The following is a 21,407-nucleotide window of genomic DNA, read 5'->3' as shown; positions in this document are numbered from 1 at the left end:
GGTCCCTCACATGTGCGGCGGAGGAGCCAGCGTGAAGTCCTCCGGCGCGCTCGGCGCGGTCGTCCGCCAGCCGCGGGCCACGGCGGCGTCGGCCAGGCGCGGGCAGCCGAAGTAGCCGAAGGCGGCGGGGGCGTTGGGCAGGAGCCCGGAGACGAGGACCCGGGCGACGCGCAGGGACGTCTCGGCCACGTCCTCGGTGGTGAGGTCGAACGTCATGACGCGGTGGCCGCCCTCGTGGAGGGCACGTTCCAGCCGGTCCGGGCTGCCGGGCTCGACCGCCTGGAGGGAGACGGTCCCGAGCGCGGGGTCGGTGAACCGCCGGGCCTGCGGCGCCATCCGTTGGTCCAGCCACACCTGGACGTGCGCGCCCAGGTCCCGTACGTGCTCGAAGTGTTCGCCGCACACGTCGAGGTAGCGGCGGTCCTCGCGGTGGTCCAGATACAGCCCGCGCGCGAGCAGCCCGGCCTCGACGGCCTGGAACACCCAGCCGTCGGGGCCGGTGAGCCCCCGGGTGAACACCCAGGTGTGGACGGCTTCGAGGACGGCCTTGCGGGCGGCCTCGGCCGGGTCGTACTTGCAGGCGAATCCGGCGGCGTACAGACCGAGCCGGGCGTCGTGGACGAGCGCTGCCATGCAGGGGGCGAACTCCGAGGGCATCTCGACGAGATGGACGTCGAGCGCGGATCCCGCGAGGTCGTCGCCGAGGCCGGGCACGGTGGCCGGGTCGATGCCGCGGGCGGGGCCGTCGAGGTGCCACCACAGTTCGAGCGCGTCGCGTTCGACGATCTCCAGCAGAGCGCGCTCGGCCGCGTCGTCGAAGCCCTGCCCGGTGGCGATGCCCGCGTAGTTGAGGTGGTGGGTGCGCGGCAGCGCACGCAACTCGCCCTGGCGCCAGTTGAGGTGGGTGAGTGCGACGGGCGCCCAGACCTCGGCGGTCCGGCCCTCGGGCAGCCGTTCGGTGCCGCGTGTCCACAGGGACGGTGTGTCGGCGGTGAGGGGGCGGTAGGGGAACGCCTCCCGGGCGTACTGCCAGTCGGCGTAGGCCGGCAGCTCGTCCGGTCCGTACAGCCGCAGGCCCTTCTCGGCCAGTTCGGCGGCCGTGGCACGCAGGGGGGCGTCGGGGTGGCCGGGCGGCGGCACCCGGTTGCCGCAGTATCTCTCTATGCCTTCCGCTATCGCGGCTGTTCGAGCACTCTCGGGGTCGCCGAAGGTGGTGCCCAGCGACACCCGGTCGGCGGGCCACAGACCGAGCCTGCGGGCGTCGGCGACCTCGGCGGTGAGCGCCGTGTAGCGGGGCGGTGCCCCCACGGGGTGATCGACGGGCTTGACGTCGCGGACGATGCCGCAGACGGGGTCGACGAGAGCTTCCAGCGGCAGCGCCGTCATCGCGGGATCTCCTCTGCGGGATGGGCGGGCGTGGGACGGGACAGGAGCACGGGCAGCCGGAGGGCCACGCTCCCGGCGTCGACCTCGCGGCGCGAGGGGAGCAGCCGGGTGGCGGTGACCGGGTCGTCGCCGGTGTGGGGGTTGCGGGCGTGGGCCGGGAAGTGGTGCCCGGCGATCTCCAGGCGGAGCCGGGTGCCCGCGGGCAGCCGTCGCGCGAGCCGGCCCATTTCCACGGTGAACTCGGCTTGTCTGCCTGGTGGTTCCTCGCGCCGGACGATCCCGACGGCGAGACGCCGGGCCACGCCCTCGGGGGTGAGTGACACGAGCCGGACGGCCCAGTCGGCGGACGGTGTGTGGGCGGTGGCCCGCATCCGCACCTCCACGGGGCCGACCACGTCCAGCGGACGCGGCAGCGGCGGGGTGACCAGCAGACAGCGGTCGGGCGGACCGTCCGTGGGAACGGCCAGGTCCTCGGACGACACGGGGCGTTGGGGATCGGCCGTGAAGGAGGAGCCGTGCAGCAGACGTACGCTCTGGGAGCGGGGCTCTCCCTCTGCGTCGGCGGGTATCCACAGGGTGCTGCCGCCCAGGCCGACCACGCCGCGCCGCCCGGCCGCCAGGTCCCCGGCGAGAGCGCGGCGGGCCCATCGCACGTAGAGCTCGCCGAGACTCACCCGGTGCGCCGGATCGGCGTCGGGTCCGGGCTCGGCGACCAGGCCGTGCCCCCAGGGTCCCAGCAGCAGCCGCGCCGACGGACCGCCCCAGTGGCGCCACAGCGTCACCGTGTCCTCGGCGAAGTGGTCGTGGTGGCCGCCCACCGCGAGCAGGGGCATCCCGGCGCACTCCGCTCCCGAGAGGAGCCGGCCGCGTTCGCGGTGCCGCCACAGGCCCGGCCACGAGGGCAGGCTCCGGCCGAGCCGGTCGGGGAGGGCGGTCAGCGGCAGACGGGCCAGCAGGCCGGGGTCGGCGGCGAGGGCCTTGTCCAGGGCGTTGTCGTCGGAGTCCGGCCGGTCGCCGTGGGCGGCCCACCATCCGGCGCGGGCCAGCAGCCGTTCCACGCCGGAGGGTTCGCGGGCCGTCTCGGCGGTGCCCAGCGCGGGCACGGCGGCGATGACGGCGTCGGGCCGGGCGTCCGCGGGCGCGCCGAGCGCGAGGGCGAGGGCGCAGTGAGCGGCGTAGGACGCCCCGGCGGCGACCAGCCGTCCGTCGTTCCAGGGCTGTCGGCGGATCCAGCGGGCGGTCGCCGCACCGTCGGCGGTCTCGTTCTCGTACGGACGCCACTCCCCTGGGGACGCGTGCCGCCCCCGAACGTCCTGGACCAGTGCGGCGAACCCCCGGCGAGCCCAGCCGCGCAGTTCGGCGCGGTGCCGTGTCCGGTCGTAGGGGGTGCGGACGAGGACGGCGGGGAAGGGGCCGTCGCCGTCCGGGAGGTGGATGTCGGTGGCGAGGCCTTCCACGGCCACCGTGAACGGGGTCATCCGGCCTGCTTCGGCGTGGGGGCGACGTCGGGGACGGGCAGCACGGGGTGCTCGGTGACGGTCAGCGTGCGCAGGTCGACGCGCCGGAGCCGGCGCCGGGCGGGCAGGCCGTCCGTGTCGGTCGTGCCGCTGATCCACCGGCTGAGGTCGTCGGCGAGCAGGGCGGCCAGCAGACCCGCGGCGGGCGCGGTGAGGTGAACGGGCGCGCCGGACGTACGGGGCCCGCTCCAGTAGGCGGCCAGCTCGCGGTGGGCGGGGGTGGCGGCGAGCCGGCGGGCGCGCACGTGGGCCGAGGTGACGTCCCCGGGAGCGGCCGCGAGGGGATCGACGTACGCCTGCCAGCCCTCGCGGTGGCAGCGCAGCCAGCCGATGCCGCGCTCGGGCAGCCGGTCGGCGGCGTCCCACAGACCCTCGGGTACGGGCCCGTCGAGGCACCACACGACGGCGGCGGGGTCTCCGGCGGACAGGTCGTCGGGGGAGGGTGACCCGCCGTCGTGCGCGGCCGTTCGCGGCTCGGCGCCCAGCGCGCGCAGGAGCGCGGCCAGCGGTTCGGTCAGGACCCGGTCGCCCAGCAGCAGGACGGCACGGCGGTCGGCGGGCCATCGCGGGCGCCGCGTTCCGTCCGCCAGGTACCCGGCGTCCTCGAAGGCCCGGACGACGCGGTCGAGTTCGCCGTGCGGCTCGCCCGCGGCCGTACCGGAGAGGCGGGACAGCAGGGCGGTCTGGTCCGCGTCCCCCGTCCTGACGGCGAGGAACTCCCCCTCGGCCGTACGGACGGCGAGACCCCGCCCGGGCACGGCGACGACCTCGACACCGGGTGCGAGCTGGCTGCGGGACACGTCGATCCTCCTGTGGGAAGGGGGCTGGGATGGGTGTGGGCCCGCCCGCGAGTGACGGACGGGCCCACGGGCGAGGGTGCGGGACCCTCGCTTACTCCTCGGTGTCCTCGAAGGGGTTCTCGACGAGGGCGTTGGAGTGCGTGGCCGAGGCGTGAGCCAGCTGACCGGGGTCGGCGATCGGCGCGAAGACCTTCTCGGTGTCCATGAACTCTCCTTCTTCATCAGGGAGATACGGCGTTCGGTTGAGCGCCACACCAGGACTCTAATGAATATGATTTTCATATTCTAGTGCCGGGAGGGGGTGATCTGGGTAACACACGGGCCAGCCCCCCTCGGGGTCCCGTCCGACCCGGCCGGCGACCCGGAGGACCTCCGCGAGCAGCCCCGGCGTGACGACCTCCCGCGGCGTGCCGTCGGCCACCACCCGGCCGTCGCGCAGCGCGACGATCCGCTCGGCGAACCGGGCGGCGTGGGCCAGGTCGTGCAGCACCATCACCACGGTGAGTCCGCGCTCCTCGCGCAGCCGGACCACCGTCTGCAGCACGTCGAGCTGGTGGTGCAGGTCCAGGTAGGTGGTCGGCTCGTCCAGCAGCAGGACCCGGGTGTCCTGGGCGAGCGCCATCGCGAGCCGCACCCGCTGCCGCTCGCCCCCGGACAGCCCGTCGACCTCACGCTCGGCCCACTGCTCCACACCGACGTCGCGCAGTGCGCGGCGCACGAGGGGGTCGTCGCCCTCGCGCAGCATGCCGAGCGGGCCGCGCGCCGCGTACCGCCCCTGCCGGACGAGCTGCCGTACGGTCACGCCGGGGACGGCCGGGGCCGACTGGTGCAGCAGCGCGACCCTCCGGGCGGTCGCGCGCCGGGACAGCCCGGCGAGGTCGTCCCCGCCCAGCAGCACACGTCCCGCATCCGGTCGCAGCAGCCCGGCGGCGAGCCGCAGCAGGGTCGACTTCCCACAGCCGTTGAGGCCGATGAGGGCAGTCAGCTCACCCGGTTCGACAGTCATGTCGACGCCGCGCAGCACGGGTTGGCCGGGATAGCCGAAGTGGACCCCCTCGGCGCGGATCCCCACGGGCTCGGTCATGCTCTGTCCTTAGGTCGACATCAGAACGAACGGCTCGGCGCGCGGCGCACGACGAACAGCAGCAGCGCGGCCCCGAGGCAGGCGGTGAGGGCCCCGACCGGCAGCGTGAGCCGCCCGGAGCCCAGCGCGGCCGCCAGCAGCCGCGAGGAGACCTGCGCCGCCGAGTCCGCACCGCACACCACGGCCGCGCCCGTCAGTGCGGCGCCGGGGAGGGCCGCCCGCAGGTCGGCGCCGAAGACGGCCAGGGCGAGGTGCGGCACGAGCAGCCCGACGAACCCCAACGCCCCCACGGCGGCCACCGCGCCCGCGGTCAGCGCCACCGCGCACAGCAGGGCGAGCGCCCGGGCGCGGGCGGCGGACAGCCCGGCGGCGAGGGCGACGTCGTCCCCGCAGCGCAGCAGGGTCAGCGGCCCTGCCAGCGACCAGGCCGCGACACCCCAGACCAGTGCCCACGGCCACAGCAGGTGCCAGTGCTCCCACACCCGGCCCTCCGTGGTGCCGACGAGCCACTGCACGACGCTGCCGAGTTCGCCCGGTGCGACGAGCAGCACCATGGCGGTGAGCCCGCCGAGCGCCGCCGACACCAGCACCCCGTGCACGGCGGTCTGCGCGGGGTCGCCGCGGCCGCGTCCGGCGAGCAGCCACAGCAGCGCGGCCCCCGCGCAGCCGCCCCCGCACGCGGCGACGACCACGGCGAGGGGCGACTCCCACCCCGCAAGTCCGAGGCCGGTCGCCGCGACGGCGCCGAGCACCGCCCCCGGCGTCACACCCGTCACCTCGGGTCCGGCCAGCGGGTTGCGCAGCGCCGACTGCAGGACGAGGCCCGCCACGCCGAGGCACGCCCCCGCACCGAGGGCCACCAGGAGACGGGGCAGCCGGAGCTGGAGCAGGATGTGCCGCTCCGTCGCGTCCCCGCCGCCACCGACGACGTCCCAGACCGCGGCGGGGGACATGCCTCGCCCGGCCACCAGTTCGACACCGGCGCATACGACCGTGAGTGCGGCGAGTACCGCGAAACGCCGTCTCACCGGTCCTCCTCCGCTCCGGCCGCCGCATCGGGTGAGGCGGCGGCACCGGAAGGACCGGGGATCCCTCGACGGGCAGCCCCTCCGGCCCCCGTGGAAGGCCCCTCCTTCCCCGGCGGGCCGAAGGACGTGCCGGGGGCGCGCTGCGGCGGCAGGCCGGCGGCAGCGGTACCCGTCGCTCGGCGCCGGGCCGCCGACCCGCGGCCGCCCGACCGGAGCAGGGCGACCCCGGCGGGCACACCGACCAGAGCCGTCCACGCGCCGACCGGTGTCTCCACGGGCGCGAGCGCGAGGCGGGCCGGCACATCGGCGACCGCCACGACGACGGCACCCCACGCCGCCGACCAGGGCAGCCAACGCACCGCGTCGGCCTCGGGGTTGAACCACCGCGCCAGGTGCGGGGCGAGGAAACCGACCCACGCGACCGGCCCGCACACGGCCGTCACGGGCGCGATCAGCACGACGGCGATGGCCAGTGCTGCCAGCCGTGCCCGCTGGGCACGCACCCCCAGCGCCTGGGCGTCCTCGTCCCCCAGCCGCAGCACCGAGAGCACCGGCGCGCACAGCACGAGCGACGGAACCGCGACGAGCAGCCACGGCCACAGCCCGGTGACGTCGTCCCAGGTGCGGGCGGAGAGCGAGCCCAGCAGGTAGCGGTAGATCAGCTGGAGGTCGAGCTGGTCGGCCATCACCATCAGCACGAGCAGCGCGGCCTGCAACGCGGCGGCGACCGCGGCGCCGGTGAGCAGCACGGCGGACGGACTGCGCCCCAGGCCCGCGGCGAGCAGCGTGAGGCCGCCGCCGAGCGCGGCTCCGCCGAGGGCCGACAAGGGCTGGACAGCGGCGGGGAGGGACACCGACAGCACCAGCGGCGCGGCGACCCCGAGCGCGGCTCCGGACGACACACCCAGCATCTCGGGGACGGCCAAGGGGTTGCGCAGCGCCTCCTGCAGCACGAGCCCCGCCGCTCCGAGACACGCCCCGGCGACGAGGGCCAGCACCAGCCGGGGCACGCGCAGTTCGGTGACGACGATCCCGGCGAGCGTGCCGTCCGCGTCCATCAGCGCACCGGGCAGCCGGTGCGGCGGGACGTAGGGCGTCCCCAGGGTCAGCGCGCAGACCGAGGCGGCGGCCAGCAGCGCGACCAGGACGGGCAGTTGCCGGCGTCCTGCCGGGCGCGCCGACCGCCGTGGGCCCGGTCCCCCGTCGCCTGCTGCGGTGTGCGTCGCGACGGGCGTGCTCACCGCAGCGCGGCCGTGGCCTCATCGAGGACGAGGCCCAGCGAACGAGTACCGCGTCCCTTGGCCCACACCTCGGAGTTCACCTCGTGGACGTCGCCGGTCCTCACCGCCGGGATCTTGCCCCACAGGGGATTCTTCGCCAGCTTCTCCGACAGCCTGCCGTCCGCCTCGCCGAAGCTCAGCGTCTCGACGAACAACACGTCGACGTCGGCCGCGAGGATCTCTTCGAGGCTGTAACTTCCCTCCACGCCACGGGACTTCCAGGGGTAGTCGGCGAGCTTCGGGAACAGGCTGGCGCCCACGTCCGTCTCCGGAGTGGCGACGCCGAAGTTCTCGTCGCTGCCGTAGATGACGAGCGCGGTCTTGTCGCTCCTGGTCCTCTCCGCCTCGGCGAGCTTGGTCCGGAAGGTCTTCTCGGCCTTCTCGCCCTCGGCGGTACGGCCGGTGAGGGCCGCCACATCACGCAGGTAGCCCACGCTGTCCTGCCACGTCTCGGGCTGCATGGGCCAGAACGTGGTGGCGTCCTTCAGCGCCGGGGCGAGCTTGCCGTGGGTGTCGCCCAGGCCGATCACCAGGTCGGGCTTGTGGGAGAGGATCGCCTCCACCTCGGGTGCGATGAACCCGCCGGGGATGACGTCGACCTTCTTCGCCCTCTCCTCCCCCAGGAAGTCGGGGTGGGCGAGGAGCGCGCTGTTCGTGGCCGCGGGGACGATGCCCAGCTCGGTGAGGATGTCGTCGCAGAGCGCGAACAGGCAGACGATGCGCTCGGGTTCCCTGTCGAGGGAGACCTTGACGCCGCCCGCGTCGGTCAACGCCCTCGTCGCCTTGATGGGTTCGACGGTGACGTCGGTCTTCGGACCGGCCGCGGCGGCCTTGCCGTCCGCCGGTTCGGTGGACGAGCCGCACCCGACCAGCAGCGAGCCCGCCAGCGCGGCGGTGACCCAGCTTCGGACGAATCTCGACGGTGAGCGCAGCATCAATGCCCTCGCTTCTTCTCAGGGAGCCGGAACGCCCTGAAGATACATGATAATCGTTTTCAAAAGGACCGATTCTCATGGAGGCATCGATGACGGCCGCCCCTGCCCTGCTGCTCGTCTCCGACCACGTGGAGGGAACCGTCCACATACGGACCGTGCCGGACGGCACCGAGACGGTCCGCCTCACCGGCCGTCACCTCTCGGAGCACGCCGGGTTCCTGGCGTTGCCGGGCGGGCGGGTCGCCTGCGTCGACGACCGCAGGGGCGAGTTGCTGGTGCTCGACCCCTTCGGCGACGAACCGGTGCAGACCGCGATCCCGGTCGCCGCGCCGGCCGAGCACCTGGCCTGCGATCCGTCCGGCCGGTGGGCGGCCGTCACGACGGGCCTGGGCGAGAACGGCGAGCCGTGGTCGGACCTGCTGACGGTCGTCGACCTCACGACGGGAGACGTGGCCCGGGTACGCACGCGCGTCGGCGAACCGGGGGTGACGGTGCTGGGCGACGGTGATCCGCTGGTCGTCCTGCGGCACCGGGAGCCCGGCACCCTGGCCGTCCACCGGTTCGCGGACCTGCTCGCGGCACCGCCCGGCTGCCCCGTGGTCACGCCCCACGCCCACCTCCCGCTGCCGGACGACGGACACGGGGACGCCCAGGACCCGCGCTCCGGCCATGTGTTCGCGGCCACGGGCGACGGGGCACACCGGGCACGCCGCGAGGCGGACACGCTCGTCCCGGAGCGGACGATCCCCTGGGACTCGCCTGCCCGGGGCTGGTACCTGCGGCTCGATCCCCGGCGGCGGACACTGTGGTCGACGCTGCGCGGCGGCCCCGCGGACCCGCTGCGGTGGCCGGAATGGACCAACCAGGCATGGCGCCACGACCTGGAGGCGAACCGCACCACCCTGACGGAGCTGGGCCCCGGCCTGGTCTTCCGGCTGGCCCTCGCCCGGCACCACACCGCGTTCACCCGCATCCACCCGGACGGCGACGAACTGATCCTCCTCGACACCGACGACACCGCCCGCCACGTCCCCCTTCCCGCCATGGACGACGCGCCCCGCCGCGGCGGCACCCCCTGGGAGGGCGTCCAGCGCCGCGCGGTGGCCGCCTCACCGGGCGCCGACTGGGTCGCCGTCACCCGCGGCGGCCACGGTGAGGTCCACGTCTTCGACGCCCGGACGGGCGACGAAGCGGCCCGGTGGAAGCTGGACACGCCCCTGCACCACGGCGGCCACGTGATGCTGCGCACGCGGGCCGACGGCGCCGAAGGCGATCCCGTGGGCCGCTGACGGCCGGGCCACCCCTCGCGCGACCCGGCGCTCCCCACCCCCTTCGCGCCGCGTTCGCGAAGCGCGCGCCGCCGCCCGTCCGCCGGCGGCGCCCCTCTTCCGCCGACCCGGCCGGGCCCCGACCGCTCGGCCCCGCGTCGTCAGAGGCACGGCACCGCGGAGAGCCCCGGCACCGGGGGAAGCCCAGCCGGTACCCGCTCATGTGAGACTCATGCACCACACAAGCGCAATATCGTGAGGCTTATTTGTGCTTTTGCCGGGAACTCGCTCGGCGCAACGGTCGCCGCGGGTCTCCTGCCCGGCGGGCGATCTCCGGAACGGAAGAGGGAGAGATCGTGACCGTTCGGGTAGGCGTTGAGGAAGAGTTCCATGTGCTGGACCTGGAGAGCGGCAGACTCGTCCCGGGCGCAGACGCGGTCCTCGGCCGTCTGCGCGGACCGGGCTTCAAGCCGGAGCTCCAGCGGTCGGCCGTCGAGTGGAACAGCCCCGTGCACACCTCGCTGGAGGCCCTGCGCACCGACCTGGCGGGGGCCCGGCGAGAGCTGGACGCGGCGGCCTCCCCGCTCGGGCTGGCCGTCGCCGCCGCCGGGACCGTGCCGTTCGCGCGGCTGACGCCGGGCGACGCCACGGCGGACCCGCGGTACCGGACCATGGCCGAGGAGTACCGGCGGGTCTCCGACGAGCACCTCGTGTGCAGCGCCCAGGTCCACGTGGACATACCCGACCGCGACACGGCCGTCCGGGTCATGTGCGCCGTCTCGCCCTGGCTGCCCCCACTGCTGGCGCTCTCCGCCAGCTCACCGTTCTGGCTGGGCGCCGACACCGGGTACGCCAGCTGGCGCACCATGCTGTGGCAGCGCTGGCCCACCGCCGGGCCGGTCGGCTGCTTCGCCTCGGCCGCCGAGTACGACGCCGCCGTCGCGGACCTGATCCGCGGCGGAATGATCAGCGACCCGGGCATGGTCTATTTCGACCTGCGACCGTCCGACCACCAGCGGACCCTCGAACTGCGGATCTGCGACGCCTGTCCGAGCCCCGAGACGGTCGTGCTCGTCGCCGGGCTGTTCCGTGCCCTCGTCGAGGACGCGCGGCTCCGCCTGGAACGGCGGGACCCGGTCTGTGACGGCCGGCACGAGTGGCTCCGGGCGGCGGTGTGGCGGGCGGCCAGGACGGGGCTGAAGGGCCCCCTGGTCGATCCGGAGACCCGGCTGGCCGCGCCCGCGCCCGTCGTCCTGCGCGGCATGGTCCGGCGGCTGCGCCCCGCCCTGGAGGCCTGCGGCGACTGGGACACGGTGCGCCTGCTCATGACGGAGGCCCTCGCCCGGGGCGACGCCGCCCACCGGCTGCGCCGGATCGCCGAGGTCCACGGCCTGCGCGCCGCGGTGGAGACGATCGTCGCCGAGACCCGCGGCGACCGCGGCCGGGGCCCCGCGCCCGCCCCGGCGCGACGGCCCGTCGCGGCAGCCGGTGCGCCGGTCCGGGCGCCCGTGGCGCCCGGACCCGTGGAAGCCATCGGGGGCTGAACCTCGCAGTCATGCGGAAGGACGGTCACCGGTCCGCGCCCCGGGACGGGGGCGCCCCCCAGAGCGGTCGTGGTCCGCTCCACGGCGCCGGTGCCGCCCGCGACCAAGGGGAGTTCGACATGTCCACCAGCAGGACCGACAACGATCAGACCGAGGGGTGCCCGCTGGGCGCCCATGCGTCGCCGGGCACGACCGGCGTCACTCCGCGGGGGGGTGCGGCCTGATGTGCGGTCTCAGCGGGGAGATCCGTTTCGACGGCGGACGGCCGGACCTGGCGGCCGTGGAGCGCATGACCGACCGGCTGGCCGCACGGGGACCGGACGGCAGGGGCGTCTGGTCGCAGGGCGCCGTCGCCCTGGGCCACCGGCGGTTGAAGATCATCGACCTGTCCGAGTGCGGGGCGCAGCCGATGGCCGACTCCGCGGGCCGGATCACCGGTGTCTTCAACGGCTGCGTCTACAACTACCGGGAACTGCGCGAGGAACTCCGCGGACTCGGCCACCGCTTCTTCTCCGGCTCCGACACCGAGGTCGTGCTGAAGGCGTACCAGCAGTGGGGCACCGACTGCGTGGACCACTTCTACGGCATGTTCGCCTTCGTCATCGTCGACCAGGACACCGGCCGGGTCGTGCTCGGCCGGGACCGGCTCGGCATCAAGCCGCTGTACCTGGCCCGGTCGCCGGGCCGGCTGCGCTTCGCCTCCTCGCTGCCCGCCCTGCTGGCGGGCGGCGGCGTCGACACCTCCCTCGACCCCGTGGCGCTGCACCAGTACATGAGCTGGCACGCCACGGTGGCCGCGCCCCGCACCGTCCTGAGCGGGGTGCGGAAGCTGCCCGCGGCCACCGTGCGGATCGTGGAGCCCGACGGCCGCGAGCGGGACATCCGCTACTGGCAGCCGTCGTACAGCCGCGCGCCGGAACACGCGGCGCTCGACGCGGACGACTGGCGTGACACGGTGCTCGACGCGCTGCGCACGGCGGTTCGCCGTCGCATGGTCGCCGACGTGCCCGTGGGCGTCCTGCTGTCGGGCGGCCTCGACTCCAGTCTGATCGTGGCGCTGCTCGCCGACGAGGGGCAGACGGACCTCTCGACGTTCAGCGTGGGGTTCGAGTCGGAGGGCGGTGTCGACGGCGACGAGTTCCCCTACTCCGATCTTGTCGCCCGGCGCTTCGGCACGGACCACCACCAGCTGATGGTGCCCTCGGACCGGGTGTCGACGGCGCTGGACGCGGCGGTCGAGGCGATGAGCGAGCCGATGATCAGCCATGACGTGGTCGCCTTCCACCTGCTGTCCGAGCAGGTGGCGAAGGAGGTCAAGGTCGTCCAGAGCGGCCAGGGAGCCGACGAGGTCTTCGCCGGCTACCACTGGTACCCGGACATGGCCGCGGCCCCCCGGGCGCGGGCCCACGAGGCGTACGTGGAGACGTACTCCGACCGCTCGCACGGCGATCTCACGGAGATCGTCCGGCCGCACATGATGCCCGGCCACGACGTGTCCGCCCGCTTCGTGCGGGAGCACATGGCGCGTCCGGGCGCCGAGACCGCGCTGGACGCGGCGCTGCGGCTGGACACCGAGGTGATGCTGGTCGACGACCCGGTCAAGCGGGTCGACAACATGACGATGGACTGGGGGCTGGAGGCCAGGGTGCCGTTCCTAGACCACGAACTCGTGGAGCTGGCCGCCCTGTGCCCGCCGGAGCTGAAGCTCGCCGACGGGGGCAAGGGAGTCCTCAAGGCCGCCGGCCGGAAGGTCCTGCCCGCGGAGGTCGTCGACCGGCCCAAGGGCTACTTCCCGGTCCCCGCCATCATGCACATGGCAGGTCCGGTACTCGACCGGGTGACCGAGGCCCTGACGGCTCCCGAGGCCACGTCGCGCGGGGTTTTCGAGGAGGCGTACGTGGCCAAGCTGCTGTCGGCGCCGGACGAGCACCGCACGAGGCGGGGGGCGAACGCCCTGTGGCAGGTAGCTTTGCTGGAGATATGGCTGCAAACGCACGGAATCAGCTGACCGGGGCGCAAGGGGGCCGGGCCCCGCGCCCCGTTGTGGCAGCCCCGTCGGACCCTCCCGCGGCGCCTGCCGACGGCGTCCCCACGGGCGCGGGCGCCGGCGACGGGGTGCCGTGGCCGCCCCCGGAGCACGGCACCGCGCCCCCGGCGGTGGTCGCGGTGGCCCCGGCGGCCACCTGGTCCGGGGCGGCCGGCCTCGCGCCCCCCGCGTCGACGGCTCCCGTACCGGTGCCGCTGCCCGGGACCGCCGGGACACGGGACACGCCGCAGCCGCTGCGGTCCCACGGCTGCTGGTACCCCTCCGTGGACCCCAGCGGCCGTCAGGTCGCGTTCATCTGCGACCGGGGCGGGGTGCCGCAGCTGTGGACCGGCGCGGTCGACGGGGACGAGGTCCATCTGCTGGACTCCGACCCCCACCCGGTCAAGGAGGTGGCCTGGTCGCCGGACGGCCGCTGGATCGCCTACACCACCGCCCCCGGCGGCGGGGAGCACACCCGAGTGTTGTGCGTACGGCCCGACGGCACCGGCCGACGCGTCCTCGCCGGCGCCGAGCCCGGCAGCTCCGCGTACCTCGGCTGCTGGCAGCACGACGGGTCGGCGGTCGCCGTCACCGTCGCCGAGCCGGTGCTCCTGCCGGCCGGGGTCGACATGGAGGAGTCGCCCGCCCGCCCGGAACCGGGCCTCGCCGACCCGCACACGTACACGCAGGCCCGCCCACCGGGCTGGGCCGTGCGGGACGGCCGGGCCGTGCTGCTGGGCGGCCCGTACTACGGCGACGCGGGACCGGACGCCCGTCTCGCGGAACGCGAGGGCGGGACCGCCCGCGAGCGCGACCGGCGGACCGGCCGGGAGGGCGCGGCGGCCGGCGGTCTCGCCGCCTACCTCGTCGACCCCACGGGCGCGGCGGCACCGGCGCTGCTGGCGGTGGAACGCGGCGCCGCCACGCTGCGGGTGTGCGACCTCAGTCAGGACGGCCGGCTCGCCCTGGTGCGCCGGGGTCCGCGCGGCCGCCGCGAGGCCCTCGTCGTACGCACCGCCGACCTGCGGACCACGTTCGCGCTGCGGGTAGCGGACGGTGACCCGTGGATCGGCCGGTTCTCCCCCGACGCGACGACGCTGTGGCTGCGCAGCGACGCGGCGCGCGAGTTCGCCGCGCTGTTCGCCGTGCGGCTGGCGCCCGGCGGCGAGCAGCAGGGCATCACCGTCACCGCGGAGCGCGAGGGGTGCGGCCTGGAGCTGCTGACGTTCGGGCGCGACGGGTCCACGGCGGCCCTGGCGTGGAACGTGCGGGGGGCCTCCGAACTGGAGGTCACCACCGTCTCGGCCGCCGCGGGCGTCGCCGCCGTGGGGGTGCGGCGGTCCGTGTCGCTGCCGCACGAGGTGGTGACCCGGATGGCGCGGGCCGGCGGGGGCCCGGAGCTGGTGCTGGCGCTGTCGGGGTCGCAGCGGCGGCCCGGCCTGTGGTGGCTCTCCGAGGGTGGCGCGCGGCGCACCGCGTGGTCGTCGCGCGACGAGGACGCCGTACCGCCGGGTCGTTCACCCGTGCGTCCCGTGCCGCTGCGGCCCCGCGCGCGGGACGGGCTGCCGCTGAGCGGCTGGTACTACCGGGCGCCGGGCCGGGTGCCCGAGCAGCCGGCGCCCTGTGTGATCCATCTGCACGGCGGGCCCGAGGAGCAGGAACGGCCCGTGTTCAACCCGCTGTACCACGAGCTGTCGGGCCGGGGCCTCGACATCTTCGCGCCGGACGTGCGCGGCTCCTCCGGGCACGGCCGGTCGTTCGTGGACGCCGACCTCGGCACGGGCCGGTTCGCCGCGATCGAGGACGTCGCCGACTGCGCGGCCCACGTCGTCCAGGCCGGGCTCGCCGATCCGCGGCGGCTGGCCGTCATGGGCCGCTCGTACGGCGGCTACCTGGTGATGGCCTCGCTGGTGTGGCACCCGGAGCTGTTCCGCACGGGGGTCGCGGCGTGCGGCATGTCGGACTTCGCGACGTTCTACGCGGGGACCGAGCCGTGGATCGCGGAGTCGGCCGCGCACAAGTACGGTCACCCGGAACACGACCGGGAGCTGCTGCGGGCGCTGTCGCCGATGACGCGGATCGACGCGCTGCGCGTGCCGGTCCTCGCCGTCCACGGCGAGCACGACACGAACGTGCCGCTCGGTGAGTCCGAGCAGTTCGTGCGCGCGGCCCGCGAGCGGGGCCTGGAGGCCGAGCTGCTGCTGTTGCGCAACGAGGGCCACGACTTCCTGCGCGCGGACAGTCGCCGGATCTTCCGCCGCAGCGCGGCCGACTGGATCGAGCGCCTCGTCGCGGAGTGACCACCGTCGACCGACCTCGAACAACGGGCATTTCCGACTAATCGACGCATGGGTGGCCCGGTCACGGGCACTCGCCCGCCGAGCGGACATCCCCCACCACCCACGAGGAGTCGATCATGGTCGTCAAGAAGATGCACGACATGGGCATCCGCAGTGAGCACGCCTACCTGGCCGCCATGGCGTCCATCGGCCTGACCGTCGTCGCCTGGGCGGGTTCCATGAAGATGGAGCGCGGCACCGGGCTGGCCCGCGCGGACCGCTGGGGCCTGTTCGTCGGCGAGTGGGCGCCCACCTTCTTCGGCCTGGGCCTCGCCCTGTCGCACTACGAGCAGCAGGACGGCACCCTGACCGCCACCGTCCACGAGCTGCGTGACCAGCGCGAGCACAGGGCCGGCTGAGCGCGCGGGCTCCCTCCACACGCGTCCCGGGCGCCATGCGCCCGGGACGCCCAGGGGCACCGGCCCCCGGGGCGCACCGGGTTCTCCGACACCGCAGGGTTCCCTGTGGTGTCGGACGCTGTCGAGGCGTTGCGCGAGGTCAAGCGCCGCTTCCGTGGTGACGCCCTCGGTGGCCCTCGTGGTGGCCTTCGTAGTGCAGCAGGAGCAGCGCGATGTCGTCGGTGCGCCGGCCGGCCGGCCCCGCCTTCTCGACCAGCTCGTCGATGAGTACGTCCAGGTCGCGGGTGTCGGCGCGCGCCAGGTGCCGTGCGAGGCGGGCGATGCTGTCGTCCAGGTCGACACCGGGTGTCTCCACGAGACCGTCGGTGTAGAAGGCGAGCGTCGTCCCCGGGGTGAGCGGGATCTGCGTCACCGGGTAGACGGCGTGGGGGTCGATGCCCAGCAGGGGGCCGGGCGGGACCGTGAGGGGCCGGGTGTCGCCGTCGGGCAGGCGCAGCAGGGGCGGCGGGTGTCCGGCGCTGGCGAGGGTCACCCGGCCGCCGCCGAGGTCGAGGTGGGCGTAGAGGCAGCTGGTGAACAGGTCGGGGCCGAGGTTGGTGAGGAGCCGGTTGGTACGGGCGAGCACCTCGTCGGGGGGTATGCCGAGGGTGGCGTGGGCGTAGACGCCGGTACGCACCTGCCCCATGAGCGCGGCGGCGGCGACGTTGTGGCCCTGGACGTCGCCGATGACGGCCGCGACGGCGGTGTCGCCGAACCGGATCAGGTCGTAGAAGTCCCCGCCGATCTCCATGCCGCGGGTGGCGGGCAGATAGCGGGCGGCGATGCGCAGTCCGGTGACCGTGGGCAGGGTGCGCGGGAGCAGCGCCTGCTGGAGGCCGTGGGCGAGGTCGTGTTTGGTGTCGTGGAGGCGGGCGCGGTCGAGGGCCTGGGCGATGAGCCCGGCGAGCGACGTCATCACGGCCCGCTCCTCGGCCTGGAACTCGTGGGGGCTGTCGTACGACAGGACGCAGATGCCGACCACGCGGCCGGTGATGATCAGCGGCAGGAAGGCCCATGCCTGTTTTCCGCTGGCGACGGGCGCTCCGGGGTAGCGGCGCTCCATCTCCTCGGGCGTGCCGTAGAACGAGGGGACCCCGCTGCTCAGGGCGTGCCCGGCCGGGGTGAACGCGGTGTCCAGGGGCAGGCGGTCGAGACGGGCGACGGCCTCGGGGGGATAGCCCCGGTGGCCGGTGATGCGCAGCTTCCCGGCCTCGGCGGAGGACAGCACCAGCCCCTGGGCGCCGAAGGCCGGCATGATCTGGTCGGCGACCACGTCGACGACGTCCTGCACGCCGACGACCTCGGTGAGGGCGGCGGCCAGGTGGGCGAGCTGGTACAGCCGGCCCGCGCGGGGCGGGGTCGCGGTGCTCGCGGCCCCGGAGGGCCGCGGCGTGGGCGGGGGCGCGCTGTCGCGGGGCAGGACCCGGACGCTGATGCCGCCGGCGTCCGGGTAGAGGTGGATGTCGAGCCACTGGCCGGGCGGTCGGCACGCCGCGAACGACAGGGGTTCCCGCGTGATCACCGCGGCGCGGTAGTGGTCCTCGTGGACGGGGTCGTCGAGCCAGCGCAGGGCGTGCCACGGCAGGGTGCCCAGCAGCTGTTCGGGCTCCCGGCCGAACAGTTCGCCGGCGCCCCGGCTGACGTAGGTGAACCGCCCCTCCAGGTCCAGGGCGCAGCTGCCGCCGGGCAGGCGCTCCACGAAGTCCGCCAGGGCCATCTCCTCGCTGCTGGAGGGGCGGCCGGCCCCGGCGGGCACGACGTGAGGGAGGGCGGCGGGCGCCGGCGCGCCGCCGTGCTCCTCCGCCTCGTCCAGCAGCAGGCCCAGACGTCTGCACCGGGACTCGATGTGGCCCCGCTCGCGAGCCGTCATGTACGGGGGGCGGCCGGTCGGCCACATCAGCAGCAGCGTCCCCCAGCGCCGGGCGCCGATGACCGGCGCGGCGGCCAGGGCCAGCGGATAGGGCAGGACCATCGCGGTGCGCGGGAAGGAGCGGGCCATCTCCTCCTGGCTGCCCACCCACACCAGGCGGCCCTCGCGGGCGGCGACGGCCACGGGGGCCGGCGCGGCCACCGGGACGCGCGCCCAGGGGACGGCGAACTCGGCGGGCGCGCCGCACAGCAGATGCAGGCGCAGCAGTTCCTCGTCCGGCGTGAGCAGGTAGAGCGCGCCGATGGACGCCCCGATGCCCCGCACGGTCTCCGCGAACGCCGCGTCCAGGACGTCGGCGGCGGTGGCCGGACCACTCGTGCCGGTCACGAGACACCTCCAGCGTCACGGGCCACGGCCGGGCGGCCGCGGACGGCCGCCGGTTCCCCTCGGGTGCGGCACGGCAGGCCGGACGTACCCGGGTGCCCTCACGCGCGACGTTACGCCGCCCCGGAGCGGTCGGCATGCCGGAACGGGTTGGGCAGCGGGAGGTAGCGGGCGTCCGCGCCGTCGGCGCGCGTCCAGCGCAGCAGCAGGTTCGTCTTGCCCGGCAGCGTCGGCGCGTCGAGGAGGTCCTCGACGCCGGGCACCGCGCGGTGCCGCTCCAGTTCCGCGCGTACGGCGCCCCACACGTCGACACCGGGGTGGTGTTCGGCCACGGCAGCCGCGACCTCCAGGACGTTGTTGACGAACAGGCAGTACACCAGCCGTTCCCAGCCCGCCTCGCGGGTCACGTCCGGCAGGAGCTTCACGCCCTCGGCGTCCCGGTAGAGGGCCTGGACGGGGGTGCCGGCGGCGTCGCAGGCGACGAGCGTGTTCTGGAGGTGTGCCTCCAGGACGACACCGTGGTGGTGGAACGCGCCGAGGGCCGGGGGCACGACCGCCCGCAGATACGCCGTCCACCAGGCGGCGGGGGCGTCGGTGCGGACCAGCGGGTTGTCGGGGAACGCCGCGGTGTCCTCGGTGAGGGCGGCGCCGAGGACGGCGGTCGTACCGGGGGCGAGCTGCCCGGCCAGTCCGTCGCGGACCAGGACCGCGAGCTCCTCGAACGCGAAGGCGGCGGTGCGGTAGCCGCGGTCGCTCAGCCAGGCGCCGTCGGGCAGCGCGGCGAGGGCCGCGCGGGCCGCCGCGTCGGTGCGGCGCAGCTTGAGCAGGTCGTGCCGCCACAGACGGCGCACGTCGTTGGTGATCCGCACGTCCAGGCTGAACTTGAGGAAGAGGTCCGGCTCGGAGGGGGTCGCGCCGGGACGGTGCGCCCCGGCCCCTCCGGGCAGGTACACCGTGCGGATCGCGGCCGTCGGCCACACCTCGCCCGCCGTGTGCCCCAGCCGTATCAGTCGGCCGTCGGCGAAGGCTTCGGCCAACTCCTTTTCCACCAGGTCGAGTTGCCAGGGATGGGCGGGCAGCAGCCGGTAACCGGGCGGGGCCGCGCCCAGGGCGTCGAGGGCGGTGGTGTCGCCCTCCTCGACGAGGGTGTCCTCGCGGATCCCGAGCAGCGTCAGCGGGAAGCCCGCGTACGCCTCCGGCGCGTAGGGCAGCCAGGCGGCGGCCGGACCACCGCCGCGCGCCTTGGGGGCGGGGTGGTACGGGTGTCCGGTGATCAGGGACTGCTCGGAGCGCCGGTACGGGTCCTCGGGTGGCGTCGCCCGCGCGCGTGCCGCGAGGAAGGCGGCCACGGCCGCGCGGCTGCCGTGCATCTCGGCGGGCAGCTCGGGGTTGGACAGGCCGGTGCGTCGGCAGAGTTCGTCGGCGGTGAGGTCGACGAGCTCGGCGTGGGTCAGCGGGTGCCAGGTGCCGTCGCCGAGCAGTTCGGGGTCGGTGGGGCGGCGGGTGCCGCGGACGCGCAGGAGACGGCCGCTCGCCGCGAGGCGGTGCACGCCGGGTCCGACAGGCTCCCCGGCCTCCCGCAGGAGGCAGTTCAGCAGGGGCGCGGCGGCATGGGCGTCGGCGGTGGCGCCGACGTCGGCGCGAGGCGGGTTGGCGTCCACGGGGTCCATTCGTTCCGCATACGGTGCGTGTGTGATCAAGTATGTCTGCTCGTCGTGGCGTGTCCCGACGAGCGTCCCGGCACCTGTACCGGCGCCGTCACGCGTCGCCGCGGAGGCGGGCGGGCAGAGGTCGTACGCCCTGGTCGACGCGGTGCCCGCACCCCCCGTCGCCGTTCCCGCACCCTAGGAGCCCACCCGTGGACCGTCACCCGATGTCCGATGCCGAGGCGGCGCTCGGCGCCGAGCTGGGCGCCGTACGCCCCGAGCTGACACGGCCGTACGCGGAGGCGCTCCCCGGCGCGCGGGCGGCTGTGCTGGCGCGGCTGTGGCGGGGCCTCGTGCACGAGCCGCTGCCGTGGGTGGCGCGCCGGGAGGCGGCCGGGGGTGACGGCGTCACGCTCCTCCTGGCGGACGGCCGCCGGCTGCACGGCCCGGCGGTGGACCCGTACGCCACGGACGTGCCGGTGGAGCGGGTGTGGCTGGACGGGCGGCCCTACGACCGTCCGGCGCGGCTGATGAGCGCGCTGGCGGTCCCGCACAGCGCGGCCTTCGCCGGTGAACTCGACCACAGCGCGGCCTCGTTGGCGCTGTCGCGGGCCGGACGCCCGGAGCGGGCGGCGGAACCGGTGACGAGCCGGGAGTGGGAGCAGTCGGTGGTGGACGGGCACCCCTTCCACCCCAACTGCCGGTCCCGGCCCGGGTTCTCGGCGGCCGATCAGCTCGCCTACGGGCCCGAGCACCGGCAGGTCGTGCCGCTGGGGCTGGCGCCCGTGGACGGGGCGCTGGTGGTCGGGGAGTGGCCGGAGCGGTTCCGGGACGGCGGCCGGGTGCTGGCGCCGGTCCATCCGTGGCAGGCGGCGCACGTGCTCAAGTGTCCTCCGGGCGAGGTGGTGGAGGCGCATCCGCTGATGTCGCTGCGCACCCTCGCCCTCGTGGACGGCGGGGCGCATGTGAAGACGGCGTTGAGCGCGCGACTGACGTCCTCGGTGCGGGACATCTCGGCCTACTCGATCGAGACGTCGGCGATCGTGTCGGACTTCATGGCGGAGGTCGCCTCCCGCTCGGACGGTCTGCTGCACGTGACGCGGACGCTCGGCGCGGTCACCGCCGGTTCCCCGGATCTGGCGGCGGTGCTGCGGGAGTCACCGGAGCGGTACGCGGACACGGCCGGCGGTGAGCGGGTCGTCCCGGTGGCCGCCCTGGCGTCGACCGGGCTGCCCCGGTCGCCCTCGTGGCTGGCGGAGTTCAGCCGACTCGCGCTCACGGTCTGCCTCCGGCTGCTCGACCTGGGGGTGGCCCTGGAGGCGCACGGCCAGAACCTCCTGGTGGTGCTCTCGGCGTCGGATGCCCCCGTGCGGCTCGTCTACCGCGACCTCGCCGACATCCGCGTGAGCCCGGCCCGGCTGACCCGGCACGGGATCGCGGCGCCCGCGCTGACCGGCCGCATCGTCACGGACGACGAGACCACCCTGCGGCGCAAGCTGTTCGGCGCACTGATCACGGGCACGCTCGGGGCGACGGCGGGTTCGACGCCCGTGCTGCGCGAGGCGCTCGCCGCCGCCGTGCGGGACGTCCCGCCGACCGCCGATCTGGCCACGCTGACGGAGGGGCCGGTACCGACGAAGGCGTTGACGCTGATGCGTCTTTCGCCGGAGCGGCCGGGTGACATCTGGGCGGAGCTGCCGACCCCGCTGCGGTGAGGCACGTCCGGCCCACCGCGTACGGGACGCGCCGCCCGGCCCGGTACGGGACGCGCCGCCCGGCACCGTGCGGGGCCCGTCGCTCGGCGCGTCGACGCGCCGGTGGCCAGGTCGACACCCCCCGCACGCGGGGCGGTCGGTGGCGCGCGGCGGGCGCCGTCGTCCGGTGGGTGAACGGGCGGTCTCG

Annotated in this window: 16 protein-coding genes; 6 read left to right on the top strand and 10 right to left on the bottom strand. The window is 75.2% G+C overall.

What is annotated here, in order from left to right; genetic code table 11:
- Positions 1-6: 6 nt before the first annotated feature.
- From GSY65_RS30250 to GSY65_RS30220, 8 genes are all read right to left on the bottom strand, one after another.
- Positions 7-1,386: a YcaO-like family protein gene (locus tag GSY65_RS30250; protein ID WP_159774573.1), complete on the bottom strand. Its 1,380-nt coding sequence runs from the start codon at positions 1,384-1,386 to the stop codon at positions 7-9.
- A complete protein-coding gene (locus GSY65_RS30245; RefSeq protein WP_159774571.1) occupies positions 1,383-2,864 on the bottom strand; it encodes a CocE/NonD family hydrolase in 1,482 nt (493 codons plus the stop codon). The genes GSY65_RS30250 and GSY65_RS30245 overlap by 4 nt, the downstream gene beginning before the upstream one ends.
- Positions 2,861-3,703, bottom strand: a complete 843-nt coding sequence (locus tag GSY65_RS30240) for a hypothetical protein (protein ID WP_159774569.1) — start codon at positions 3,701-3,703, stop codon at positions 2,861-2,863. The genes GSY65_RS30245 and GSY65_RS30240 overlap by 4 nt, the downstream gene beginning before the upstream one ends.
- A gap of 91 nt (positions 3,704-3,794) precedes the next feature.
- The gene (gene amiA / locus GSY65_RS34385; protein WP_268256018.1) at positions 3,795-3,908 is read right to left on the bottom strand and encodes a streptamidine family RiPP; all 114 of its coding nucleotides are present in this window, start codon (positions 3,906-3,908) and stop codon (positions 3,795-3,797) included.
- A gap of 57 nt (positions 3,909-3,965) precedes the next feature.
- On the bottom strand, positions 3,966-4,787 hold the full coding sequence (locus tag GSY65_RS30235; RefSeq protein WP_159774567.1) for an ABC transporter ATP-binding protein: 822 nt from the start codon (positions 4,785-4,787) through the stop codon (positions 3,966-3,968).
- A 20-nt stretch (positions 4,788-4,807) separates the two neighbouring features.
- Positions 4,808-5,815, bottom strand: coding sequence for a FecCD family ABC transporter permease (locus tag GSY65_RS30230; RefSeq protein WP_159774565.1), 1,008 nt, complete (start codon positions 5,813-5,815; stop codon positions 4,808-4,810).
- The gene (locus GSY65_RS30225) at positions 5,812-6,948 is read right to left on the bottom strand and encodes a FecCD family ABC transporter permease (RefSeq protein ID WP_236580269.1); all 1,137 of its coding nucleotides are present in this window, start codon (positions 6,946-6,948) and stop codon (positions 5,812-5,814) included. Before GSY65_RS30225 ends, GSY65_RS30230 begins: the two co-directional genes overlap by 4 nt.
- A gap of 104 nt (positions 6,949-7,052) precedes the next feature.
- Complete coding sequence (locus tag GSY65_RS30220) at positions 7,053-8,030, bottom strand: ABC transporter substrate-binding protein (RefSeq protein WP_201452718.1); 978 nt, start codon at positions 8,028-8,030, stop codon at positions 7,053-7,055.
- A gap of 89 nt (positions 8,031-8,119) precedes the next feature.
- Here GSY65_RS30220 and GSY65_RS30215 point away from each other — a divergent pair, with 89 nt between their 5' ends.
- From GSY65_RS30215 to GSY65_RS30195, 5 genes are all read left to right on the top strand, one after another.
- Positions 8,120-9,319 carry a hypothetical protein gene (locus GSY65_RS30215; protein WP_159774563.1) on the top strand — a complete coding sequence of 400 codons (1,200 nt, stop codon included), beginning with the start codon at positions 8,120-8,122 and terminating at the stop codon, positions 9,317-9,319.
- Positions 9,320-9,654: 335 nt separating this feature from the next.
- Positions 9,655-10,842, top strand: a complete 1,188-nt coding sequence (locus GSY65_RS30210; RefSeq protein ID WP_159774561.1) for a carboxylate-amine ligase — start codon at positions 9,655-9,657, stop codon at positions 10,840-10,842.
- Between the two features lie 223 nt (positions 10,843-11,065).
- Positions 11,066-12,850, top strand: coding sequence for an N-acetylglutaminylglutamine amidotransferase (locus tag GSY65_RS30205; RefSeq protein ID WP_159774559.1), 1,785 nt, complete (start codon positions 11,066-11,068; stop codon positions 12,848-12,850).
- Positions 12,823-15,168 (top strand): S9 family peptidase, encoded by a 2,346-nt coding sequence (locus GSY65_RS30200; RefSeq protein ID WP_236580118.1) that lies wholly within the window; start codon positions 12,823-12,825, stop codon positions 15,166-15,168. Before GSY65_RS30205 ends, GSY65_RS30200 begins: the two co-directional genes overlap by 28 nt.
- A 116-nt stretch (positions 15,169-15,284) precedes the next feature.
- On the top strand, positions 15,285-15,566 hold the full coding sequence (locus GSY65_RS30195; RefSeq protein WP_159774557.1) for a hypothetical protein: 282 nt from the start codon (positions 15,285-15,287) through the stop codon (positions 15,564-15,566).
- Between the two features lie 139 nt (positions 15,567-15,705).
- On the opposite strand, the gene GSY65_RS30190 is transcribed toward GSY65_RS30195, so the two are convergent.
- The gene (locus tag GSY65_RS30190; RefSeq protein ID WP_159774555.1) at positions 15,706-17,862 is read right to left on the bottom strand and encodes a SpoIIE family protein phosphatase; all 2,157 of its coding nucleotides are present in this window, start codon (positions 17,860-17,862) and stop codon (positions 15,706-15,708) included.
- Positions 17,863-17,972: 110 nt separating this feature from the next.
- Positions 17,973-19,529, bottom strand: coding sequence for an IucA/IucC family protein (locus GSY65_RS30185; RefSeq protein ID WP_159774553.1), 1,557 nt, complete (start codon positions 19,527-19,529; stop codon positions 17,973-17,975).
- Positions 19,530-19,732: 203 nt separating this feature from the next.
- On the opposite strand from GSY65_RS30185, the gene GSY65_RS30180 reads away from it, so the two are divergent.
- Complete coding sequence (locus GSY65_RS30180; RefSeq protein WP_236580117.1) at positions 19,733-21,220, top strand: IucA/IucC family protein; 1,488 nt, start codon at positions 19,733-19,735, stop codon at positions 21,218-21,220.
- Positions 21,221-21,407: the final 187 nt, after the last annotated feature.

The organism is Streptomyces sp. HM190 (assembly GCF_009857135.1).
In the GTDB taxonomy this organism is placed as follows: Bacteria; Actinomycetota; Actinomycetes; order Streptomycetales; family Streptomycetaceae; genus Streptomyces; species Streptomyces heilongjiangensis.
The sequence above is the reverse complement of the archived record's forward strand: the minus strand, read 5'-3'. Positions and strand labels throughout refer to the sequence as shown.

Coding starts and splice junctions, on each gene's coding strand:
- GSY65_RS30250 (WP_159774573.1), bottom strand. CDS start 1,386: ATGACGGCGCTGCCGCTGGAAGCTCTCGTCGACCCCGTCTGCGGCATC.
- GSY65_RS30245 (WP_159774571.1), bottom strand. CDS start 2,864: ATGACCCCGTTCACGGTGGCCGTGGAAGGCCTCGCCACCGACATCCAC.
- amiA (WP_268256018.1), bottom strand. CDS start 3,908: ATGGACACCGAGAAGGTCTTCGCGCCGATCGCCGACCCCGGTCAGCTG.
- GSY65_RS30235 (WP_159774567.1), bottom strand. CDS start 4,787: ATGACCGAGCCCGTGGGGATCCGCGCCGAGGGGGTCCACTTCGGCTAT.
- GSY65_RS30220 (WP_201452718.1), bottom strand. CDS start 8,030: ATGCTGCGCTCACCGTCGAGATTCGTCCGAAGCTGGGTCACCGCCGCG.
- GSY65_RS30215 (WP_159774563.1), top strand. CDS start 8,120: ATGACGGCCGCCCCTGCCCTGCTGCTCGTCTCCGACCACGTGGAGGGA.
- GSY65_RS30205 (WP_159774559.1), top strand. CDS start 11,066: ATGTGCGGTCTCAGCGGGGAGATCCGTTTCGACGGCGGACGGCCGGAC.
- GSY65_RS30200 (WP_236580118.1), top strand. CDS start 12,823: ATGGCTGCAAACGCACGGAATCAGCTGACCGGGGCGCAAGGGGGCCGG.
- GSY65_RS30195 (WP_159774557.1), top strand. CDS start 15,285: ATGGTCGTCAAGAAGATGCACGACATGGGCATCCGCAGTGAGCACGCC.
- GSY65_RS30185 (WP_159774553.1), bottom strand. CDS start 19,529: ATGGACCCCGTGGACGCCAACCCGCCTCGCGCCGACGTCGGCGCCACC.
- GSY65_RS30180 (WP_236580117.1), top strand. CDS start 19,733: ATGTCCGATGCCGAGGCGGCGCTCGGCGCCGAGCTGGGCGCCGTACGC.